This is a genomic window from Streptomyces tubbatahanensis (genome assembly GCF_022699385.1).
Taxonomy (GTDB): Bacteria; Actinomycetota; Actinomycetes; order Streptomycetales; family Streptomycetaceae; genus Streptomyces; species Streptomyces diacarni.
This window is the reverse complement of record NZ_CP093846.1, coordinates 3,067,986-3,085,000: the sequence shown is the minus strand read 5'-3', so window position 1 is coordinate 3,085,000 and position 17,015 is coordinate 3,067,986. Positions and strand designations below refer to the sequence as shown.

Below are 17,015 nucleotides of genomic sequence, written 5' to 3'. Positions count from 1 at the left end.
CACCTGCCGCTGAATGTATAGGCGGTGTGGAGGGAACGCGGGGAAGTGAAACATCTCAGTACCCGTAGGAAGAGAAAACAACCGTGATTCCGGGAGTAGTGGTGAGCGAAACCGGAGGAGGCTAAACCGTATGTGTGTGAGACCCGGCAGGGGTTGCGCATGCGGGGTTGTGGGAGCTTTCTTTTATGGTCTGCCGGCCATGAGGCGAGTGAGAAACCGTTGATGTAGGCGAAGGGCATGCGAAAGGCCCGGCGTAGAGGGTAAGACCCCCGTAGCTGAAATGTCAGCGGCTCGTTTGGGAGCCACCCAAGTAGCATGGGGCCCGAGAAATCCTGTGTGAATCTGGCGGGACCACCCGTTAAGCCTAAATATTCCCTGGTGACCGATAGCGGATAGTACCGTGAGGGAATGGTGAAAAGTACCGCGGGAGCGGAGTGAAAGAGTACCTGAAACCGTGTGCCTACAAGCCGTGGGAGCGTCGCATCACATGCTCGCATGTGATGTCGTGACTGCGTGCCTTTTGAAGAATGAGCCTGCGAGTTTGCGGCATGTTGCGAGGTTAACCCGTGTGGGGGAGCCGTAGCGAAAGCGAGTCCGAAGAGGGCGTTTGAGTAGCGTGTTCAAGACCCGAAGCGGAGTGATCTAGCCATGGGCAGGGTGAAGCGGAGGTAAGACTTCGTGGAGGCCCGAACCCACCAGGGTTGAAAACCTGGGGGATGACCTGTGGTTAGGGGTGAAAGGCCAATCAAACTCCGTGATAGCTGGTTCTCCCCGAAATGCATTTAGGTGCAGCGTCGTGTGTTTCTTGCCGGAGGTAGAGCACTGGATAGGCGATGGGCCTTACCGGGTTACTGACCTTAGCCAAACTCCGAATGCCGGTAAGTGAGAGCGCGGCAGTGAGACTGTGGGGGATAAGCTCCATGGTCGAGAGGGAAACAGCCCAGAGCATCGACTAAGGCCCCTAAGCGTGTGCTAAGTGGGAAAGGATGTGGAGTCGCAGAGACAACCAGGAGGTTGGCTTAGAAGCAGCCATCCTTGAAAGAGTGCGTAATAGCTCACTGGTCAAGTGATTCCGCGCCGACAATGTAGCGGGGCTCAAGTACACCGCCGAAGTCGTGTCACTCCAACGTGAGGGCTAACGCCTGTTGGGGTGGGTAGGGGAGCGTCGTGTGCCGGGTGAAGCAGCCGTGGAAGCGAGTTGTGGATGGTTCACGAGTGAGAATGCAGGCATGAGTAGCGATACATGCGTGAGAAACGTGTGCGCCGATTGACTAAGGGTTCCTGGGTCAAGCTGATCTGCCCAGGGTAAGTCGGGACCTAAGGCGAGGCCGACAGGCGTAGTCGATGGAGAACCGGTTGATATTCCGGTACCCGCTATGCAGCGATCAACATCGAATCAGGTGATGCTAAGTCCGTGAAACCGTCCGTGCCGGCTTTGCTGGTTTCGGGAGTGGTGGAGCCGACGGTCCAAGTCTGTAGTAGGTGAGTGATGGGGTGACGCAGTGAGGTAGTCCATCCCGGGCGGTGGTTGTCCCGGGGTAAGGGTGTAGCCCGAGGAGTAGGTAAATCCGTTCCTCGTTACAGGGGTGAGACCTGATGCCGAGCCGTTTGTGGTGAAGTGGATGATCCTGTGCTGTCGAGAAAAGCCTCTAGCGAGGTGTGTGGCGGCCCGTACCCTAAACCGACTCAGGTGGTCTGGTAGAGAATACCGAGGCGTTCGGGTGAACTATGGTTAAGGAACTCGGCAAAATGCCCCCGTAACTTCGGGAGAAGGGGGGCCACACCTGGTGATCACTTTTGCAGTGTGAGCTGGGGGTGGCCGCAGAGACCAGCGAGAAGCGACTGTTTACTAAAAACACAGGTCCGTGCGAAGCCGTAAGGCGAGGTATACGGACTGACGCCTGCCCGGTGCTGGAACGTTAAGGGGACCGGTTAGTCACATTTCGGTGTGGTGAAGCTGAGAACTTAAGCGCCAGTAAACGGCGGTGGTAACTATAACCATCCTAAGGTAGCGAAATTCCTTGTCGGGTAAGTTCCGACCTGCACGAATGGCGTAACGACTTCTTGACTGTCTCAACCATAGACCCGGTGAAATTGCACTACGAGTAAAGATGCTCGTTTCGCGCAGCAGGACGGAAAGACCCCGGGACCTTTACTATAGCTTGATATTGGTGTTCGGTTCGGCTTGTGTAGGATAGGTGGGAGACTGTGATGCGGGCACGCCAGTGTTCGTGGAGTCGTTGTTGAAATACCACTCTGGTCGTGCTGGATGTCTAACCTGGGTCCGTGATCCGGATCGGGGACAGTGTCTGGTGGGTAGTTTAACTGGGGCGGTTGCCTCCTAAATGGTAACGGAGGCGCCCAAAGGTTCCCTCAGCCTGGTTGGTCATCAGGTGGTGAGTGTAAGTGCACAAGGGAGCTTGACTGTGAGACTGACGGGTCGAGCAGGGACGAAAGTCGGGACTAGTGATCCGGCGGTGGCTTGTGGAAGCGCCGTCGCTCAACGGATAAAAGGTACCCCGGGGATAACAGGCTGATCTTCCCCAAGAGTCCATATCGACGGGATGGTTTGGCACCTCGATGTCGGCTCGTCGCATCCTGGGGCTGGAGTCGGTCCCAAGGGTTGGGCTGTTCGCCCATTAAAGCGGTACGCGAGCTGGGTTTAGAACGTCGTGAGACAGTTCGGTCCCTATCCGCTGCGCGCGTTGGAGTCTTGAGAAGGGCTGTCCCTAGTACGAGAGGACCGGGACGGACGGACCTCTGGTGTGCCAGTTGTTCTGCCAAGGGCATGGCTGGTTGGCTACGTTCGGGAAGGATAACCGCTGAAAGCATCTAAGCGGGAAGCCTGCTTCGAGATGAGGACTCCTGCCTCCTTTGAGAGGGTAAGGCTCCCTGGAGATGACGGGGTTGATAGGCCGGATCTGGAAGCCCAGTAATGGGTGGAGGTGACCGGTACTAATAGGCCGAGGGCTTGTCCATAGAGGCTCGCGTCCACTGTGTGGGTTCTGAGACAACAACCCGAGCACCCCCACGTGTTGTGGGGTTGTGCCGGTTGTGTTTCGTAGTGTTTCGGTGGTCATAGCGTGAGGGAAACGCCCGGTTACATTCCGAACCCGGAAGCTAAGCCTTTCAGCGCCGATGGTACTGCATGCGGGAGCGTGTGGGAGAGTAGGACGCCGCCGAACTCTTTGTGAGGGAAAGCCCCGTTGGCACACGCCAACGGGGCTTTTCCGCGTTGACGGGACGTTTTTCTACAGGTTTTGAGCGGGCTGGAGTCCAGGCACTGAAAATTGGCCCACCCACGTCCGGACGGCACAATTGGCGACCCTTGCCCGGACGTCGGCCCGCGGCACGGCACTGTGGCTCCGAGCGACGTCCACAATGCCCGTGCAGACCTTCCGCAAGCAATCAATCGCCGGAGGATCCCGGCCACACCCCTACGCCCCCTGTCTCGGTCGCGCGACGAAAGCTCCCTGTTCGCGACCGCTTCGACTCTCTTCCAACCGCGCCGCCGCTCTCTACAGCCGCCCCGCTGCTTTGAGTGCCAGGTACGTGTCGGCTAGCGCCGGAGCGAGCTGAGCGGGTGGGGCGTCCACGACAGTGACCCCGTACCGGCGTAGGAGCGCCGCGGTTTCACGGCGTTCCGCTTGTGCTTGCGCTGCGGCTGCCGCCTCGTAGACGGCGTCGAGGGTGCCGCGGGCACCGGCCATCTCCTGGATCCGGGGATCTGCGACCGTCGCGAGGACAACGGTGTGCCGCTGGGCCAGGAGCGGTAGGACGGGCAGCAGTCCTTCCTCGACCGGGGCCCGGTCGAGACCGGTGAAGAGGACCAGAAGTGACCGCTGTGGTGTCATACGCAGGGCGGCTGATGCGAGACCCCGAAGGTCGGACTCGATGAGCGCCGGTTCCAGTCGGGCCATTCCGTCGATCAGCGTGGGCAGCAGGTGAGGCCCGGAACGTCCGGAAACCCGGGACCTGGTCGCTCGATCGTGTGCGAGAAGATCAACCCTGTCGCCGGCCCGGGAGGCCAATGCGGCGAGCAGGAGCGCGGCATCCATGGAGATGTCGAGCCGAGGCAGGTCCCCGAGTCTGCCGGCGGAGGTCCGGCCCGTGTCGAGGACCATGAGTACTCTGCGGTCGCGTTCGGGCCGCCATGTTCGCACCGCCACGGTCGACTGGCGGGCGGTGGCCCGCCAGTCGATGGAGCGGGTGTCGTCACCGGGGGCGTAGTCACGGAGGCTGTCGAACTCGGTCCCTTCGCCGCGTGTCAGAACACTTGTCCGGCCGTCGAGCTCCCGGAGACGGGCCAACTTGGCCGGGAGGTGTTTGCGGCTGTTGAAGGCCGGCAGCACGCGAATCGTCCAGGGGACGTCGTGGTTGCCTTGCCGGGCGGCAAGACCGAGTGGGCCGTACGAGCGCACGGTGACGCGCTCGGCCTCTCGATCGCCCCGCCGGGTGGGCTGCAGGCTTGTGGTGAGGCGTCGCCGTTCTCGGGAGGGGATGCGCAGGTGATGTCGGTCGGTCTCGGGTGATGAGGCGCCCGCGCGGCAACTTGGCGGCCAGGCATCGCGGAGATGGGCGTGCAGGGTGCGACGGCTGGGGTTGCTGACAACAAGAGAGACGGACAGGTGTTCGCCTAGTCGAACTGAGGTGTCACCGCTTCGGGTGAACACCAGCCGATTCACTGGCGCTGCCCAGGCGAGGTCGGTGACGATGGCAAGCAGCAAGAGAAGTTCGACGGCGAGCAGGCCGGTCCAACTGGGCTGTACGAGTCCTACGAAGAGCGCTCCGAGGGCGGCGATGAGTGCTGTTCGTCCAGTGAGGGCCATGGGAGGGAGCCGACTCTCTCAGCGGGGGACCGGGACGTGGGAAAGGATCGAAGTGATCACGCTGTCCGCGGTGATGCCTTCCATCTCGGCCTCGGGCCGGAGCTGGACGCGGTGTCGGAGCGTGGAGGGCGCGAAGGCTTTGACGTCGTCGGGGATGACGTAGTCCCGGCCGGCGAGCCAGGCCCAGGCACGGGCGGTGGAGAGCAGGGCGGTGGCGCCTCGGGGCGAGACTCCGAGCGCGAGTGAGGGGGAATCGCGAGTGGCACGGCAGATATCGACGATGTAGCCGGTGATGTCCGGGGCCAGAGAGACGGCGCCCACAGCCGCGCGGGCCGCCTCGATCTCGGCGGGCCCGGCCACAGGACGTACGCCCGCGGCAGGCAGGTTCTTCGGATCGAAACCCGAGGCGTGCCGTGTCAGGACGTCGATCTCGGCGTCCCGCGAGGGCAGGGGGACGTGCAGCTTCAACAAGAAACGGTCGAGCTGTGCTTCGGGAAGAGGATAGGTGCCCTCGTACTCGACGGGGTTCTGTGTGGCTGCGACGAGAAACGGGTCCGGCAGGGCGCGGGGTGTTCCATCGACGGTGACCTGGTGTTCTTCCATGGCCTCCAGGAGGGCGGCCTGGGTCTTGGGCGGGGTGCGGTTGATCTCGTCGGCGAGAAGGAGATGGGTGAAGACGGGTCCGGGCTGGAAGGAGAACTCGGCGGCCCGCGCGTCGTAGACCAGCGAGCCGGTGACGTCGCTGGGCATCAGATCGGGGGTGAACTGGACACGTTTGGTGCCGAGTTCGAGAGCGCCGGCCAGGGTGCGGACGAGTAGCGTCTTGGCGACACCTGGCACGCCCTCCAGCAAAACGTGGCCTCGGCACAGCAGTGCGACGACGAGGCCGGTGACCGCCGCGTCCTGGCCCACGACGGCCTTGGAGATTTCCTGGCGGAGTGCATCGAGGGCGGTGCGGGCGCTGTCTGCGGAGGGGGCGCTCACGAGCGGACGTCCTTGTCTGTCGATGGTGTGTCGGGGCCGGTGTGGCCGAGGACGCGCCGCTCCAGGCGATCGAGATCGTCGGCGAGGGCAATCAGCGCGGCGTCGTCCCGGGGTGGGGGGCCGAAGAGGAGGGAGCGAAGGGCATCGGGCTGGATCCGGGTGCCATCGGTGTCGGCGGCGCCGGCTGTCTGGTCGGCCAAGGCCGGAAGCATGCTCTCGGAGCGGTGCGCCTCTGCGAGAGGCACTCCGATCCGCGGAGCGAGCCGGGTCCGGGTGGCAGCGCGAAGGGCATCGGCCGCGTGGCCGCGGGCGTTGGCGCGACGATAGAGGCGCGCTCTGCCTTCGGTGGCCTCGGCGGCCGGTACGTGGACGGGGAGCTGCTCGGTGACGAGCGGACCGAGTCGCCGTGCCCTCCAGAGCGCGGCGAAGGCGGCGGCGATGGCGAGCTGGAGTGCTGCCCACGACCAGCCGCTGGGGAGGAGGTCGAGGAAGCCGCGCTCCTCGCTCGGGGCGGGGCCGGCGTCGGTCGTTGCGGGGAGGTACCACAGCAGCTGGGAATGGGCTCCGAGGACTTGCAGGCTGAGGGAGGCGTTGCCGTGTTCGTCCAGGTGCTTGTTGTAGAGGGGGGCGGGTGATCCCAGGAGCACCGTGTCTCCGGCCGTGCCAGGGCCTGCGGGGTCGGAGCGGGGAACGCGCAGGAGGGTGGCTTTGCCGTCGTGGAGGTAGCAGGAGTCGGCGGTCTTCGCGTCGGTGCTGTAGCGGAAGCCACCGAGGTCGGCGTCGCCGGCACGGTGAGCGGCGGGGAGGCCGCAGGCTGGGGCCGTCGTGCGTACCTGGGTAGGAGCGGCGGTGCGGACGCCTTGGGTAAGGGCAGCGGTGGTTTGGGGGTTCGGGGCGAGGAGAACGGTGCGGCCGCTTCTGCGCGTGGCTGTTCGAAGAACTGTGCGCCGGTCGTCACCGAGTGAGTCGGGGAACGGCACGACCACAGTGGTGTCGGGGCCCACCGAGGTGCGCAGCTGCGCGGGGTCGGTGAGTACCTTCGTCCGCACGCCGTGATCGGACAGGAGGCGGGAGACGGCCTTACTCCCGTAGGGGGCCGTTGAGCGGGGGTCGAGAGCGCCGTTCTCGTCGCCGGAGCGCAGGGCGGCGAGGACGACTGCGGTCACCGCGATGATGGCGGCGGCCAGGAGCAATCCGCGGGCCCGTCGCCACAGGTGGCGGGCTGTCGGAGAGGTCGAGGTAGGGGCCGTGACCGTCACAGGGTTTCCCCTCGGCGGCTCGGAGTGGGGGAGGCGAGCTGGGGGCTGGGAGGGGGTGTGCGGAGGAGCGCGGCGTCCAGGTCGCGCAGGTCCTCGTAGGAGGTGCGGTCGGCCGGACGGTCGGCGTAGGTCACTTCGTCGAAGGTGCGGGCGGCTGCGTGAAGTCGTGCGGAGTGGTGTGGCAGTGCCTGGCCCGCTTCGGCCGCGGCCTCGTCGGCGGTTCGGCCGGGGCGGGCGTCGAGCAGGGCGCGTTCTTCGAGGGAGCGGACGATGCCGCGCATGCGCTCCTGGACGGCGGCGTTCCAGTTGCCGGCCTGGGCGTGGTTCTCGGCGGCTGTCCGGTGTTCTGCGGCGCTGCGCGTGCGGTCGGTGAAGAGGGCGCCGGGGTCTGTGGACGGCGCGGGGCGGAGTCTGCCCAGACGTAGGCGGAGAGAGAGGAGCAGGAGGGCGATGAGGAGACAGACGGCGAGCAGGCCGACCCAGCCACCGGGGGTTGCTGCCGCGGCGGTGTTCAGCAGGTCGGTGAGGTGATGCCACAGCCAGTCGAGGGCGCGTTGGTAGAGAGGAGGGTCGTGCTGGTGGTATTCGGGTCTGGACAGTTCGCGCTCGGCGTCCTCCCGGGCGGGCAGCCGGGGGGTGGTGACCGGAACGTCGTGATCACCGGGCACGGCCACGCCCACCGCTTGGCGGAGCGCGGCTGTGTGGAGCGACGAGCCGCTTGCGATACCCCCCGGCATGACCTCAGCTTCCCGGCGCGGGCGGCTCGGTGTCGCGGAACTCGTAGCCGGGGACCCCTGCGGCGCGGGCCAGTTCGAGGTCGAGTGCCTCGCGCCGGATGCGCTGGTCGAGGTAGAGGAGTGCGGTGATGCCGGCGTTGAGGGGGAGGGAGATGGTCGAGGCCACGACGGAGCCGATGCCGTTGATGATCAGCGATGTCCAGCCGGTTGCGGCGGCGGTGTCGGTGAGCGCCGTTCCTCCGCTGACGAGTGCGGTGAGTGCGGTGGTCGGGATCGAGACGACGAAGGAGATGGCGGTGACCAAAACGAATGCCAGGAGCTGAATGCCCAGGATGCGCCACCAACTGCCGCTGACGAGTTTGCCCGAGCGGCGCATCGCTGCGATCAGTCCTTGTTTCTCCAGCATCAGCGCGGGCGGTGCGAGGCAGAAGCGCACCCACATCCAGACAGCGGCGACGATGCCGCCGAGGAAACCGAAGAAGAGGAGGACGATCGCCAGGCTGCCGACGCCGGTGAACGAGACGAGAAGGCCCGGGAGCAAGCAGATCGCCATGGCCACGGAGACCAGGAGGGGGATGAGGATCAGCAGGCCGAGGAGGCGCAGGAGCTGAGGACGGGAGTCGCGCCAGGCTTCCCCCAGGGTGACGGAGCGGCCGAGGACCGCGCGGCTGACGACGACGGTCAGCATTGCCGTGGCGATCACGCTGCCCAGCATGCCGACGACGGCCACGACGGCGAGACTGCTGAGCATGCCGCTGAGGGCGTTGTTCAGTTCGTCCAGGCTGGGGTTGTCGTTGTTGGCGAGGGCGTCGAGTTCGCTGGTGTCGTTGAGCCAGAGGCCCATGACCAGGGCGGCCACCACTTCGGTGATGACTGCGACGGCGAGGGAGATGCCCAGTACGGTGCGCCAGTGTGCCCGCATGGTGCTGACCGAGCCGTCGAGGACTTCGCCCACGCCGAGGGGGCGCAGGGGGACGACACCGGGCTTGGGCGGCTGGGGCTGCTGCGCCCAGCCGGAGTGCCAGCCGGGCTGGCGCGGCCCTGGGCCGCCGGGCGGCGGCGGGGTGGGGCCCCATCCGCGGCCTCGGGTGGGTCCGTATCCGGGCTGCGGTCCTTGGCCCGCGGTGGGCGTTCCGCTCTGGCTGCCCCAGGTCCAGCTGCGCGGGGCGGCGGGAGGCTGCTCGGGGGCCCAGTTGGGAGGGCGCTGGTCCGCGGGCTCGTTGGGCGGGGACTGCGGCGGAATGGGGGAGGTGGTGTGCTCCGTGTCGTCGCCCGGGGTGCCCTGGGCCTTCTCGGCCTCCGCTCCGCTGCCGTTCTCGGCGTGGGCCGGGTCGGCGGGGTCGGGTTCGGGCGAGGAGGATCCGGGCGCGGCCCAGCCCGGGGAGTCGTTCACGTGAGGTCACCTCGTGTGGGTAGTCCCGTGCCTGGTTGGCTGACCATCGTGCCACGGGCTGGTGCGCCCGAGGCCAGGCGGGAGCGGCCCATGCCCTTCTAGTGGCTTGCGAGGAGAGGGCAGACTGGGCGGATGGCTGAAGAGGGTGTGCCCGTAATCCGTTACGAGGAGTTGCCGGAGGGGCCCGCCGTGGTGCTCCTCGACCAGAGGCGGCTCCCGCGTGAGGAGACCGAGTTGGTGTGCACGGATGTGCCGGCTCTGGTGGATGCCATCCAGTCGCTGGCGGTGCGGGGTGCGCCGGTGCTCGGGATCGCCGGCGGCTACGGGGTGGCACTCGCCGCGGCGCGGGGGGTCGATGTGGCGGACGCGGCGGAGCAGCTGGCGAGCGCGCGGCCGACGGCGGTGAACCTCGCCTACGGTGCCCGCCGTGTGGAGGCGGCCTACCGGGAGGCGGCACGCGCGGGCGAGGGGGCGGGGGCCGCGGCCGTGCGTGCGTTGGCGCAGGCGCGGGCGCTGCACCGGGAGGACGCCGAGAGCAGCGACCGGCTGGCCGGGCACGGAAGCGCGCTGTTGGAGGAGCTGGTGCCCGGTGGTGGGCTGCGGGTCCTGACGCACTGCAACACCGGGAGGCTGGTTTCCGGCGGGGAAGGTACGGCGCTGGCCGTCGTCAAGGCGGTGCATCGGGCAGGCGCACTGCGGCGGCTGTGGGTGGGGGAGACACGGCCGTTGTTGCAGGGGGCGCGGTTGACTGCGTACGAGGCGGCGAAGGCCGGGATGGCCTACAGCGTGCTGACCGACGGTGCGGCCGGTTCGTTGTTCGCCTCTGGCGAGGTGGACGCGGTGCTGGTGGGGGCCGACCGGATCGCGGCGGACGGCTCGGTGGCGAACAAGGTGGGGACGTATCCGCTGGCGGTGCTGGCGAGGCACCACCGGGTGCCGTTCGTGGTGGTGGCTCCGGTGACGACGATCGATCCGGCTACGGCTTCGGGGTGTGACATCGAGGTCGAGCAGCGGGCCGCGCACGAGGTGACCGTGGGGCCGTGGGGCGGGAGTGGCCTTTCTGAGGCAGAGGGGGAGGAGAGGCGGGCTCTGGCTCCTGTGGGGGCGCAGGCATACAATCCGGCGTTCGATGTGACGCCGTCCGAACTGGTCACCGCTGTGGTGACGGACGAAGGGGTGGCTTCTCCGGTGACGGCGGAGCGCCTCACCGAGCTGTGTTCCGCGTCACGCAGGCGTCGCGATCGGCTGATGGGATGATGAGGTCATGAAGGGACGCGTCCTTGTCGTCGACGACGACACCGCACTGGCAGAGATGCTCGGCATTGTGCTGCGCGGAGAAGGCTTCGAACCGTCGTTCGTCGCGGATGGTGACAAGGCGCTTGCCGCCTTTCGGGAGACCAAGCCGGATCTGGTGCTGCTCGATCTGATGCTGCCCGGGCGGGACGGTATCGAGGTGTGCCGGCTGATCCGGGCGGAGTCCGGGGTGCCGGTGGTCATGCTCACCGCGAAGACGGACACGGTCGACGTGGTGGTCGGGCTGGAGTCCGGGGCTGACGACTACATCGTCAAGCCGTTCAAGCCGAAGGAGCTGGTGGCGCGGATCAGGGCCCGGCTGCGCCGGTCCGAGGAGCCGGCGCCTGAGCAGCTGGCCATCGGCGATCTGGTGATCGACGTGGCGGGGCATTCGGTCAAGCGGGACGGGCGCTCCATAGCCCTGACACCGCTCGAGTTCGATCTCCTGGTGGCGCTGGCGCGCAAGCCGTGGCAGGTCTTCACGCGCGAGGTGCTCCTGGAGCAGGTGTGGGGCTACCGGCACGCGGCGGACACCCGTCTGGTGAACGTGCATGTGCAGCGGCTGCGTTCCAAGGTCGAGAGGGACCCGGAGCGGCCGGAGATCGTGGTGACCGTGCGCGGCGTCGGATACAAGGCCGGGCCCAGCTGAGATGACCCGCACATCCTCGGCTCCGCCGCGCCCCGGTGGGGGACGGAGCACGGGGCGGGAGTCCGATATTTCCAAATTCGGGCGTTTGTGGAGAAGTGGCGTCCTGTTCTCCGACGGGCTGCTGCCGGAGGGCGCGACGGGTCCCGGCGCGCGCCCCATGGTGCGCTTCTTCGTGCGGTGGGTCCGCAGACCGCTGCTGCCGGTCATGCGGCTGTGGCGACGCAACATCCAGCTGCGGGTGGTCGTGGCCACCCTGCTGCTCTCTCTTGGGGTGGTGCTCCTGCTGGGGCTGGTCGTCATCGGCCAGGTGCGCAACGGCCTGCTGGAGGCCAAGGAGAAGACGGCGCAGAGTCAGGCCTCCGGCGGCTTCGCCGCGGCCGAACACATGGCCGACAGTGCGGGCGCCGGGCCCGGTGGCACCGTGATCGACAACGGCGTCCGTGGCGGTCGGGGCACCCAGAATTCGAGCACGTGGCTGAACAACCTGGTCGAGCAGCTGGCCAGCGGCGGCCAAGGCGTCTACTCCGTGGTGGCGCTGGGCTCGGAGAACGACGAGTCGCCGTTCCTGGGCAACAGCGCGACCACGACCAGGGGCCCGCGCTCCACCGGCGACATCCGCCCCGAGGACAGCGTCCCAGCTGATCTGCGCAAGGCCCTGGACGACGAGCCAGGGCCCCACCGCCGCTACGCCCGGGTCTACCACCAGGACCGCAGCAGCGATCCGGCGTTGATCGTCGGCAAGCGCCTGAACGACGCGCGGGGCAATCCCTACCAGCTCTACTACGTCTTCCCCTTCACCCAGGAGGAGGAGTCGCTGAGCCTGGTCAAGGGGACGCTGGCCACGGCGGGGGTGTTCGTGGTCGTCCTGCTGGGCGCGATCGCGTGGCTGGTGGTGCGGCAGGTGGTGACGCCGGTGCGGATGGCCGCGGGGATCTCCGAGCGGCTGGCGGCCGGGCGGCTCCAGGAGCGGATGAAGGTCACCGGTGAGGACGACATCGCACGTCTGGGTGAGTCGTTCAACAAGATGGCGCAGAACCTCCAGAACAAGATCCAGCAGCTGGAGGAGCTTTCCCGGATGCAGCGGCGGTTCGTCTCGGACGTCTCACACGAGTTGCGGACGCCGCTGACGACGGTGCGGATGGCGGCCGACGTCATCCATGAGGCGCGCGAGGACTTCGACCCGGCGACGGCCCGGTCGGCCGAACTGCTGCTCGGGCAACTGGACAGATTCGAGTCGCTGCTGGGTGATCTGCTGGAGATCAGCAGGTTTGACGCCGGTGCGGCCAACCTGGAGCCGGGCCCTGTCGACCTGCGGGACGTCGTCCACCGGGTCGTCGAGGGGTGCGAGCCGCTCGCCGAGCGGAAGGGCGGTCGGATCCTCGTGCGCGGTGACGAGCAGCCCGTGATCGCCGAAGTGGACAGCCGCAGGATCGAGCGGGTGCTGCGCAATCTCGTGGGCAACGCCGTCGAGCACGGCGAGGGCCGCGATGTCGTGGTCCGGCTCGCGACTGGGGGCGGTGCTGTGGCGGTGGCGGTGCGCGACTACGGAGTCGGCCTCAAGGAAGGCGAAGCGGAGCGCGTCTTCAACCGCTTCTGGCGGGCCGACCCGGCCCGGGCCAGGACCACGGGGGGCACAGGCCTGGGGCTGTCCATCGCGCTGGAGGACGCACGGCTGCACGGTGGATGGCTGCGCGCGTGGGGTGAGCAGGGGAACGGGTCGCAGTTCCTGCTCGTGGTGCCCTGCACCGCGGGGGAGCCGCTGCGGGGATCACCGTTGCGGCTGGAGCCGGAGGACTCCCGGCGCAGGAGGGAGCTGGCGGCCGCCGGATCGGCGCCGTCCCGGGGGCCGTCCGCGGCGCTGCCGGCAGGGGGAGGCGCTGCGAACGGCAGGCAGACGGGAGAGACGCGGCCAGGAGAGGCGAGACCGGGCGAAGCCCGATCGGGAGGGGCACGTTTCGGAGGGGAGCGCGGATGAGGGGCGAGCGCCGTTCGCAGCGACTGGGCGCCGCCTCACGCGCTCCGCGCCGCTCTCGGGGCCTGGCACGCCGTGCGCGTGCGCTGCTGGTGCCGGCGGTGTGTGCCGTACTACTGGCCGGGTGCGCGTCCATGCCGGACGACGGAAGTGTCGACCAGGTCGACTCCTCCAGGCGCGCCGAGGCGGACTCCCAGGTGAGGGTCTACAGCGTCAGCCCGCAGAAGGGGGAGACGCCGACCCAGATCGTGCGGGGCTTCCTGGAGGCCACCACCAGTGACGAGGCGACCTTTCCCACCGCGCGGGAGTACCTGACGCCGAGGATGGCACGCGACTGGGACCCGTTCGCGTCGACGACGGTGCTGTCGGACGGGCCGAGCGCACGCAAGGCGCCCCGCAGCAGAGCGATCGCCGAAAACGGCTACTCCGTCGAGATTTCCGGGACGCGCATGGCGGAGGTCGACAGCAAGCACGCCTACTCGCCCTCCAAGGGCGACTACAGCGAGGTCTTCCACCTGACGAAGGTGGACAAGCAGTGGCGCATCGACCAGATGCCTGACGGTCTCCTGCTGGGCGAGTCCGACTTCCAGCGCATCTACCGTCCCGTCAACACCTACTACTACGCGCAGCTGGGCCCGGACGGAGATTCGATCACGGACGGACAGAATGTGCTCGTCGCTGATCCCGTTTATCTGCGGCGCCGCATCAATCCGGTCACCGAAACGGTCTCCGCGCTGCTCCAGGGGCCGTCCGGCTGGCTCGATCCGGTCGTCACCTCCTCCTTCCCGAGCGGTACGCGCCTGGCGCCGGACCAGCACCTGTCGCTGAACGACTCGGGGGTGCTCAGAGTGCGGATGAACGCACGGGGCGCGTCCGCGGGACAGGCCCGGTGCGGGCGCATGGCGGCACAGGTCCTCTACGCCGTACAGGATCAGGCCTCCGCGAAGGTCAGCAAGGTCGAGCTGGCCGGCCCCACCGACCGCGAGCTGTGCACCCGCACCCGGGAGCAGGTCGCCCCGTACCAGCCGGGGCGTCTCAACGGGAGTGCGAAGAAGGCGTACTTCATCGACGAGGACCACCGGGTCGCCGCGTTCCAGAGCAAGGAGTCGCCGCGTCCCGTGCCGGGACCGCTGGGCAGCGGCCACGTGGAGATGGGGGCCGTCGCGGTCAACCGGATCGAGAGCGAGGCGGCGGCCGTCTCGCGCGGCCGTCGCGCGCTGTACGTCGCCTCGCTGGACGGCAGCGCCTCCACCGTGCTCGGCGACCCGGTGCTCACCAGCAAGGCCGCGCACGAGAAGGACCGGTTGACGGCGCCGAGTTGGGACGGGCTGGGCGATCTGTGGGTCGCGGACCGGGACCCGGACAACCGGCGACTGCTGCGGTTGCGCGGCGGCAAAGACGAGCCGGACGAGGTGCGGGTACCGGACCTCGCCGACGACGAGCGGATCGAGTCGCTGCGGATCGCCTCGGACGGGGTGCGGATCGCGCTGCGTGTACGGGAGCAGGACGGACACACCTCGCTGCACCTGGGGCGGGTGGTGCGCGAAGGGACCGCCGCAGAGCCGAAGCTGACCGTCGAACAACTGCGGCCGGTCGCACCGCACCTGGAGGACGTCTCCGCGGCCTCGTGGGCGGGCGGCAGCCGGCTCGTGGTGGTGGGGCGCGAGTCTGGCAGCGTGCAGCAGGTGCAGTACATGGAGACGGACGGCTCGATCTCGGACCAGCCGGCCCTCCCCGGCATCAACGACGTGACCGGCGTGGCCGCTTCGGAGGACGAGAGCAAACCGCTGCTCGCCGACTCCGAGGACGGCATCGTGCGGCTGCCGCCGGACGCGACCTGGAAGATGCTCACCGAGACCGGATCCGCCCCGGCCTACCCGGGATGAGCGCGGCCTGTACGACCTGAACGGGGCCGGACCGTCTCGCCCAGACCCGGACTGACCCGCGGCCTGACCTGCTACGGAGCGCCCGTCGTTCCCCCAGACGTTCGAGCACGGGGGCCGCCAGCGGACGCCGGTTCCGGGAGTTGTCCACAGGGCTGGTGGCGTCGCACCCGTGCTGCCACAGTAGGGGTCATGCGGGAGTCATGGCAGAGCCTCCCGCGGGAAATCGCAGGTCTGGTGCTTCCCATGGGGTGCGCCGGGTGCGGTCGTCCGCGCGAGCGGGACCGTTTGTGCGAAGAGTGCAGCAGCGTGCTGAAGGGCGCGGTGCCGCGGCGGGTGTGGCCCTCGCGCGTACCGTCCGGGCTGCCTCGGGTGTACGGAGCGCTCACGTACACCGGCGGGGTACGGGCCGCGCTGCTGGCTCACAAGGAGCGCGGTGCCCTCGGGCTGGCCGCGCCACTGGGGACGGTGCTGGCCCGGGCCGTCCGCCTGGCCGCGAACGCACCGCAGGCCACCCCGGCCGCCACCGTGGGGCTCGCCGCACCCGCTTCCGCCGCCTGTGCACGGCGCGGGCCGCCTTCCCGGGGCGGCGGCCCGTCCTCCGGGCGCGGGGCGCCGGTCACGCTCGTCCCGGTGCCCTCAGCGCGCCGGGCCGTCGCGGGACGGGGGCACGACCCGGTACGGCGGCTGGCGCGGGAGGCCGCGCGGACGCTCAGGAGGGAGGGCATGGCCGTCCGGGTGCTGCCTGTGCTGCGCCAGCGACGCAGGGTCGTCGACCAGGCGGGGCTGACGGCGGCGCAGCGGACCGCGAATCTTGCGGGAGCACTGGAGCCGGCGCCAGCCGGAGCCCGGCTGCTGGGTGCGGCGCGGGTGGTGCTGGTGGACGATGTGATGACAACGGGCGCCTCGCTGGCGGAAGCGGCGAGAGCCCTGGGAGGAGTGGACTCGGCCGCGGTGCTGGCCGTGCGCGCCGACACATGAGCGGGCATGAACCGTCGCGCACGGTGAGCGAAGGGACAATTGCTGGAACTACCAGATTGAGATCGTCGTTGCAGGTGATACGAGGGATGACTCGCCTGATCGGAGGTACGTGCCAGTAGGGGGTGCCGAGCCTCCCCCGGTGGAGGTACGTTCGGATTGGGTGGCGATCTTCCCTCCGGGGGAGAAGGAGGTGAAACCCGCAAGCCGACCTCGAGCCGGAGAGCCATCGGCAAGAGGGCCGACCTCCGGCGTCAGTGCACCAAGGACGCTCCGCACCGAGTGTCGCGGACCGTCCGGGAACGGAGTTCTGCGTGGACATCGTCGTCAAGGGCCGTAAGACAGAGGTGCCCGACCGGTTCCGCAAGCACGTGGCCGAGAAGCTGGAAAAGGTCAGGAAGCTCGACGGCAAGGTGATCAACCTTGAGGTCGAGGTGGCCAAGGAGCACAACCCCCGGCAGGCCGACCGTTCCGACAGGGTGGAGATCACCCTGCGTACCCGTGGACCGGTCATCCGAGCGGAGGCAGCCGCCTCCGACCCGTACGCGGCGTTGGATCTGGCTTCCAGCAAGCTGGAGGCCCGGATGCGCAAGCAGGCCGACAAGCGCCGTGTGCACCGTGGCGGAAGCCGCGCACCGATGAGTGTGGCGGCGGCAACCGCCCACCTCGCGTCGGAACTCAACGGAGAACTCGAAGGGGCCGCCGGATCGGTGGCCGCTCCCCCCGAGGCCGACGGCCAGCCCGCGGTCACCAGGGTGGGATCCCTGGAAGTCCAGGGGGAAGGGCCGCTCATCGTGCGGGAGAAAACGCACGCGGCGGCACCCATGACGCTTGACCAAGCGCTCTACGAGATGGAGTTGGTGGGTCACGACTTCTACCTGTTCATCGACTCCGAGACCAAGCAGCCGAGCGTCGTCTACCGTCGGCACGGTTACGACTACGGCGTGATTCATCTGGAGCCGGATCCGTTCGTCGAGGAGCCGCCGCCCGGCGCGGGCGGAGCGCTCAGCGGCTGACGACGGCGCAGGACGGTCGGCA

11 protein-coding genes and 2 rRNA genes (1 of these 13 only partly in view) are annotated in these 17,015 nt (G+C 68.1%); 8 read left to right on the top strand and 5 right to left on the bottom strand.

Going from position 1 to position 17,015, the window contains the following annotated elements; genetic code table 11:
* Together MMF93_RS13205 and rrf are read left to right on the top strand one after the other, a co-directional pair.
* Nucleotides 1-2,979: ribosomal RNA gene (locus MMF93_RS13205) — 23S ribosomal RNA — on the top strand; it begins 149 nt to the left of the window's first position.
* A gap of 89 nt (nt 2,980-3,068) precedes the next feature.
* Nucleotides 3,069-3,185 (top strand): 5S ribosomal RNA (rrf, locus tag MMF93_RS13200).
* Nucleotides 3,186-3,518: 333 nt separating this feature from the next.
* Here the strand turns inward: rrf and MMF93_RS13195 are convergent.
* Genes MMF93_RS13195 through MMF93_RS13175 form a run of 5 tightly spaced genes read right to left on the bottom strand, consistent with a single transcriptional unit; the run spans nt 3,519 to nt 9,202 of the window.
* Nucleotides 3,519-4,829 carry a DUF58 domain-containing protein gene (locus tag MMF93_RS13195; protein WP_242751493.1) on the bottom strand — a complete coding sequence of 437 codons (1,311 nt, stop codon included), beginning with the start codon at nt 4,827-4,829 and terminating at the stop codon, nt 3,519-3,521.
* A gap of 18 nt (nt 4,830-4,847) precedes the next feature.
* Complete coding sequence (locus tag MMF93_RS13190) at nt 4,848-5,813, bottom strand: AAA family ATPase (RefSeq protein ID WP_242751492.1); 966 nt, start codon at nt 5,811-5,813, stop codon at nt 4,848-4,850.
* The gene (locus MMF93_RS13185) at nt 5,810-7,072 is read right to left on the bottom strand and encodes a DUF4350 domain-containing protein (protein ID WP_242751491.1); all 1,263 of its coding nucleotides are present in this window, start codon (nt 7,070-7,072) and stop codon (nt 5,810-5,812) included. Before MMF93_RS13185 ends, MMF93_RS13190 begins: the two co-directional genes overlap by 4 nt.
* A complete protein-coding gene (locus MMF93_RS13180; protein WP_242751490.1) occupies nt 7,069-7,809 on the bottom strand; it encodes a DUF4129 domain-containing protein in 741 nt (246 codons plus the stop codon). Before MMF93_RS13180 ends, MMF93_RS13185 begins: the two co-directional genes overlap by 4 nt.
* Before the next feature lie 4 nt (nt 7,810-7,813).
* Nucleotides 7,814-9,202 carry a DUF7847 domain-containing protein gene (locus tag MMF93_RS13175; RefSeq protein ID WP_242751489.1) on the bottom strand — a complete coding sequence of 463 codons (1,389 nt, stop codon included), beginning with the start codon at nt 9,200-9,202 and terminating at the stop codon, nt 7,814-7,816.
* Between the two features lie 132 nt (nt 9,203-9,334).
* Between MMF93_RS13175 and mtnA the strand changes: the two genes are divergently transcribed.
* From mtnA to hpf, 6 genes are all read left to right on the top strand, one after another.
* Complete coding sequence (mtnA, locus tag MMF93_RS13170) at nt 9,335-10,459, top strand: S-methyl-5-thioribose-1-phosphate isomerase (RefSeq protein ID WP_242751488.1); 1,125 nt, start codon at nt 9,335-9,337, stop codon at nt 10,457-10,459.
* A 7-nt stretch (nt 10,460-10,466) separates the two neighbouring features.
* Nucleotides 10,467-11,144 carry a two-component system response regulator MtrA gene (gene mtrA / locus MMF93_RS13165; RefSeq protein ID WP_114013830.1) on the top strand — a complete coding sequence of 226 codons (678 nt, stop codon included), beginning with the start codon at nt 10,467-10,469 and terminating at the stop codon, nt 11,142-11,144.
* A gap of 1 nt (nt 11,145) precedes the next feature.
* Nucleotides 11,146-13,119, top strand: a complete 1,974-nt coding sequence (mtrB, locus tag MMF93_RS13160) for an MtrAB system histidine kinase MtrB (protein WP_274709457.1) — start codon at nt 11,146-11,148, stop codon at nt 13,117-13,119.
* Complete coding sequence (locus MMF93_RS13155) at nt 13,116-15,002, top strand: LpqB family beta-propeller domain-containing protein (protein WP_423835414.1); 1,887 nt, start codon at nt 13,116-13,118, stop codon at nt 15,000-15,002. Before mtrB ends, MMF93_RS13155 begins: the two co-directional genes overlap by 4 nt.
* 306 nt (nt 15,003-15,308) lie before the next feature.
* Nucleotides 15,309-15,980 (top strand): ComF family protein, encoded by a 672-nt coding sequence (locus tag MMF93_RS13150; protein WP_242751486.1) that lies wholly within the window; start codon nt 15,309-15,311, stop codon nt 15,978-15,980.
* A 311-nt stretch (nt 15,981-16,291) separates the two neighbouring features.
* The gene (gene hpf / locus MMF93_RS13145) at nt 16,292-16,993 is read left to right on the top strand and encodes a ribosome hibernation-promoting factor, HPF/YfiA family (protein ID WP_242751485.1); all 702 of its coding nucleotides are present in this window, start codon (nt 16,292-16,294) and stop codon (nt 16,991-16,993) included.
* Nucleotides 16,994-17,015: the final 22 nt, after the last annotated feature.

What these genes read in the sequence shown, in the direction of transcription:
- MMF93_RS13195 (WP_242751493.1), bottom strand. Translation starts at nt 4,829, where the DNA reads ATGGCCCTCACTGGACGAACAGCACTCATCGCCGCCCTCGGAGCGCTC.
- MMF93_RS13180 (WP_242751490.1), bottom strand. Translation starts at nt 7,809, where the DNA reads ATGCCGGGGGGTATCGCAAGCGGCTCGTCGCTCCACACAGCCGCGCTC.
- mtnA (WP_242751488.1), top strand. Translation starts at nt 9,335, where the DNA reads ATGGCTGAAGAGGGTGTGCCCGTAATCCGTTACGAGGAGTTGCCGGAG.
- mtrA (WP_114013830.1), top strand. Translation starts at nt 10,467, where the DNA reads ATGAAGGGACGCGTCCTTGTCGTCGACGACGACACCGCACTGGCAGAG.
- mtrB (WP_274709457.1), top strand. Translation starts at nt 11,146, where the DNA reads ATGACCCGCACATCCTCGGCTCCGCCGCGCCCCGGTGGGGGACGGAGC.
- MMF93_RS13155 (WP_423835414.1), top strand. Translation starts at nt 13,116, where the DNA reads ATGAGGGGCGAGCGCCGTTCGCAGCGACTGGGCGCCGCCTCACGCGCT.